This is a genomic window from Nonomuraea sp. NPDC001684 (assembly GCF_053596515.1).
The window spans coordinates 1-4157 of record NZ_JBSFGJ010000636.1; the positions used below are offsets into that span (position 1 = coordinate 1).

At 67.6% G+C, this 4157-nt stretch carries 2 protein-coding genes; both read right to left on the bottom strand.

The window, feature by feature from the left end:
• Positions 1 to 366 precede the first annotated feature (366 nt).
• Positions 367 to 2940: a valine--tRNA ligase gene (locus ACWCSD_RS49030; RefSeq protein ID WP_397161712.1), complete on the bottom strand. Its 2574-nt coding sequence runs from the start codon at positions 2938 to 2940 to the stop codon at positions 367 to 369.
• Between the two features lie 62 nt (positions 2941 to 3002).
• A partial coding sequence (gene clpX, locus ACWCSD_RS49035; protein ID WP_449926126.1) for an ATP-dependent Clp protease ATP-binding subunit ClpX occupies positions 3003 to 4157 on the bottom strand: 1155 nt, incomplete at its 5' end.

Here is a 4157-nt window from a genome sequence, read left to right on the forward strand (position 1 = left end):
ATGCACTGGCTTTTAACACACTGTTGAGTTCTCAAGAAACGGACGCGTACTTCCTCACCAGAACCCGTTCCCGGATCCCCGCTCAGAGGCGCTCACATTTCATTTCCTTCAGTCTACCAGATCCGGACGATTCTTGTCAAAGCGCCCGATCCGGGAGCTTCCGGACCTGCTCCGTTTCGGAGCAACCCTGCTAACTTACTCTAACTTCCGGCCATTGTCCAACCGCCAGGTCAGACAGCCCGAAAGTCGGGGTTGATCAGCAGGGGTGTCGGGGCTGATCGGCCCCGCGTTGAAAACTCTAGCAGCCCTGAGGACGTCGAAGGTCCATCTTCGGTAACGAATGGACCTTCCCCGCGTTCGTATGCTCTAAACCCCGAGCCCGGACAGCTGTGCCTCAAGGCGCGCGATGTCCGCGGCGGCCTGCTCGGCCCGGCCCCGGACCTTGGCGACCACGTCGTCGGGCGCCTTCGACATGAACTGCTCGTTGCCCAGCTTGCCGGCCGCCTGCGCGGCTTCCTTCCGCGCTGCGGCCAGATCCTTCTCCAGGCGCTTGCGCTCGGCCACGACGTCGATGGCGCCCGCGGTGTCGATCTCCACGGTCACCGCGCCCACGCTGAGGCGCGCTGTGGCGTTGAACGTCTCCGCAGGCTCGGTCAGCCGCAGCAACGCACGGATCGCCCTCTCCTGAGCCTCCAGCGGCGTTCCGGACAACCCCAGACGGGCGGCCACCTTCTGGCCGGGCTTGAGCCCCTGGTCGGAACGGAACCTGCGGACCTCGGTGACGAGCTCCTGCAGCGCGTCGATCTCGGCCTCGGCCGCCGGGTCGGCGTAGCGGGCGTCGGTCTGCGGCCAGGGGGCCACGACGATCGACTCGCCACCCGTCACCGCCCGCCACAACTCCTCGGTGACGAACGGCACCAGCGGGTGCATCAACCGCAGCAACGCGTCGAGCACGTGCCCGAGCACGAGCCGGGTGTGTTCGAGCCCCTCCCCGAGCTGGATCTTGGCCAGCTCCAGGTACCAGTCGCAGACCTCGTCCCAGGCGAAGTGGTAGAGCAGATCGGAGGCCTTGGCGAACTCGTACTCGTCGAAGGCCGCGTCGGCGGCGCTCACCACGGTCTGTAGGCGGGACAGGATCCAGCGGTCGGCCGCGGTGAGGTCGAGCCCGTCGAGCGAGCCGACCGCCGCGCCGTTCATCAGCGCGAACCTGGTGGCGTTCCAGATCTTGTTGCAGAAGTTGCGCGAGCCGGCCGCCCATTCCTCGCTCACCGCCACGTCGGCGCCGGGGTTGGCGCCGCGCAGCAGCGTGAAGCGGGTGGCGTCGGCGCCGAAGCGCTCGATCCAGTCGAGCGGGTCGACCACGTTGCCGAACGACTTCGACATCTTCTTGCCGTACTGGTCGCGGACCATGCCGTGCAGGGCCACGGTCTGGAACGGCGGACGGCCGTCCATGGCGTAGAGGCCGAACATCATCATCCTGGCCACCCAGAAGAACAGGATGTCGTAGCCGGTGACGAGCACGGAGGTCGGATAGAACTTCTCCAGCTCCGGGGTGGAGTCGGGCCAGCCGAGCGTGGAGAACGGCCACAGTCCGGAGGAGAACCAGGTGTCGAGGACGTCGGAGTCCTGGGTGTAGCCGGCCGGCGGCTCCTCGTCGGGGCCGACGCAGACGACCTCGCCGCCCGGGCCGTACCAGACCGGGATGCGGTGGCCCCACCACAGCTGACGGGAGATGCACCAGTCGTGCATGTCGTCGACCCAGTCGAAGTAGCGCTTGGCCAGCTCCGGCGGGTGGATGCGGGTGCGGCCGTCACGCACGGCGTCGCCGGCGGCCTTGGCCAGCGGCGAGACGTTGACGAACCACTGCAGCGACAGCCGCGGCTCCACCACGGTCTTGCAGCGCGAGCAGTGGCCGACCGAGTGCAGGTAGGGACGCTTCTCGGCGACGATGCGGCCCTCGGCGCGCAGCGCGGCGACCACGGCCGGGCGCGCCTCGAAGCGGTCGAGCCCCTGGAAGGGGCCGTGGGCGGTGATGACGCCGCGTTCGTCCATGACGGTGAGGGACGGCAGCGAATGGCGGCGGCCGATCTCGAAGTCGTTGGGGTCGTGGGCCGGGGTGACCTTGACCGCGCCGGTGCCGAAGGCGGGATCGACGTGCTCGTCGGCGACCACGGGGATCATGCGGCCGGTCAGCGGCACCTCGACCATCGTGCCGACCAGGTGGGCGTAGCGCTCGTCGGAGGGATGGACGGCCACGGCGGTGTCGCCGAGCATGGTCTCGGCGCGGGTGGTGGCCACGACGATCTCGTCGGAGTAGCGGATCGAGACCAGCTCGCCCTCGTCCTCGCTGTGCTCGACCTCGATGTCGGACAGCGCGGTCAGGCAGCGCGGGCACCAGTTGATGATGCGCTCGGCGCGGTAGATGAGCCCGTCGTCGAAGAGCTTCTTGAAGATGGTCTGGACGGCCCGTGACAGCCCCGGGTCCATGGTGAAACGCTCGCGCTCCCAGTCGACGCCGTCGCCGAGCTTGCGCATCTGGCCGAGGATCCGGCCGCCGGACTCCTCCTTCCACTCCCAGACGCGCTCGACGAACGCCTCGCGGCCCAGGTCGTGGCGGGACAGGCCCTGCTTGGCCAGCTCGCGCTCCACGACGTTCTGGGTGGCGATGCCGGCGTGGTCCATGCCGGGCAGCCACAACGTCTCGCGGCCCTGCATGCGGGCGCGGCGGGTCAGCGCGTCCTGGATGGAGTGGTCGAGCGCGTGACCGATGTGCAGGACGCCCGTCACGTTGGGCGGCGGGAGGACGATGCTGTACGGCACGCGCGAGCTGCCCGGGTCGGCGTGGAAGTAGCCTTCGGACACCCAGCGCTCGTAGCTACGGGTCTCGACGTCGGCCGGCGTGTATTGGGTGGGCAGCTCTTGCGTTGTCACAAGCACCAATTCTAGGGAGCCGGACAAGCGAAACGCCCCCGGGATGATCCCGGGGGCGTTTTCGAGGACGGTCAGGCCGACTTCTCGCGCGGCGTGCGCTGCTGCTTGGCGGCGAGCTGGTCGCGCGGGACGAGCGTCGGGATCGCGTGTTCCAGCACCGACTCGCGGGTGATGACCACGCGGGCGACGTCCTGGCGGGAGGGCACCTCGTACATGACGGACTGGAGCACCTCCTCCAGGATCGCGCGCAATCCGCGGGCGCCGGTGCCGCGCAGGATGGCCTGGTCGGCGATGGCCTCCAGGGCGCCGTCGGTGAACTCCAGCTCCACGCCGTCGAGCTCCAGCAGCTTGCGGTACTGCTTGACCAGCGCGTTGCGGGGCTCGGTGAGGATCTGGATGAGGGCCTCGCGGTCGAGGTTGTGCACCGAGGTGATGACCGGCAGGCGGCCGACGAACTCGGGGATCATGCCGAACTTCAGCAGGTCTTCGGGCATCACGTCGCCGAAGATGTCGGCCGTGTCGACCTCTTCCTTCGAGCGGATGATGGCGTTGAAGCCGATGCCCTTCTTGCCGATGCGCGACTCGATGATCTTTTCGAGGCCGGCGAAGGCGCCACCGCAGATGAACAGCACGTTGGTGGTGTCGATCTGGATGAACTCCTGGTGCGGGTGCTTGCGCCCGCCCTGCGGCGGCACCGAGGCCGTCGTGCCTTCGAGGATCTTCAGCAGCGCCTGCTGCACGCCCTCGCCGGAGACGTCGCGGGTGATCGACGGGTTCTCGCTCTTGCGGGCGATCTTGTCGACCTCGTCGATGTAGATGATGCCCGTCTCGGCCTTCTTGACGTCGTAGTCGGCGGCCTGGATGAGCTTGAGCAGGATGTTCTCGACATCCTCGCCGACGTAGCCGGCCTCGGTGAGGGCCGTCGCGTCGGCGATGGCGAAGGGCACGTTGAGCATCTTCGCCAGAGTCTGTGCGAGGAGAGTCTTTCCCGACCCGGTCGGCCCGAGCAGCAAGATGTTGCTCTTGGCCAGCTCAAGGCCGTCGTCTCTACCCCGGTCACCGGACTGCACCCGCTTGTAGTGGTTGTAGACCGCCACCGAGAGCGCCTTCTTCGCCTTGTCCTGTCCGATGACGTAGGCGTCGAGGAACTCGTAGATTTCCCTCGGCTTGGGCAGGTTGTCCCACTTGAGCTCGGAGGACTCGGAGAGCTCCTCCTCGATGATCTC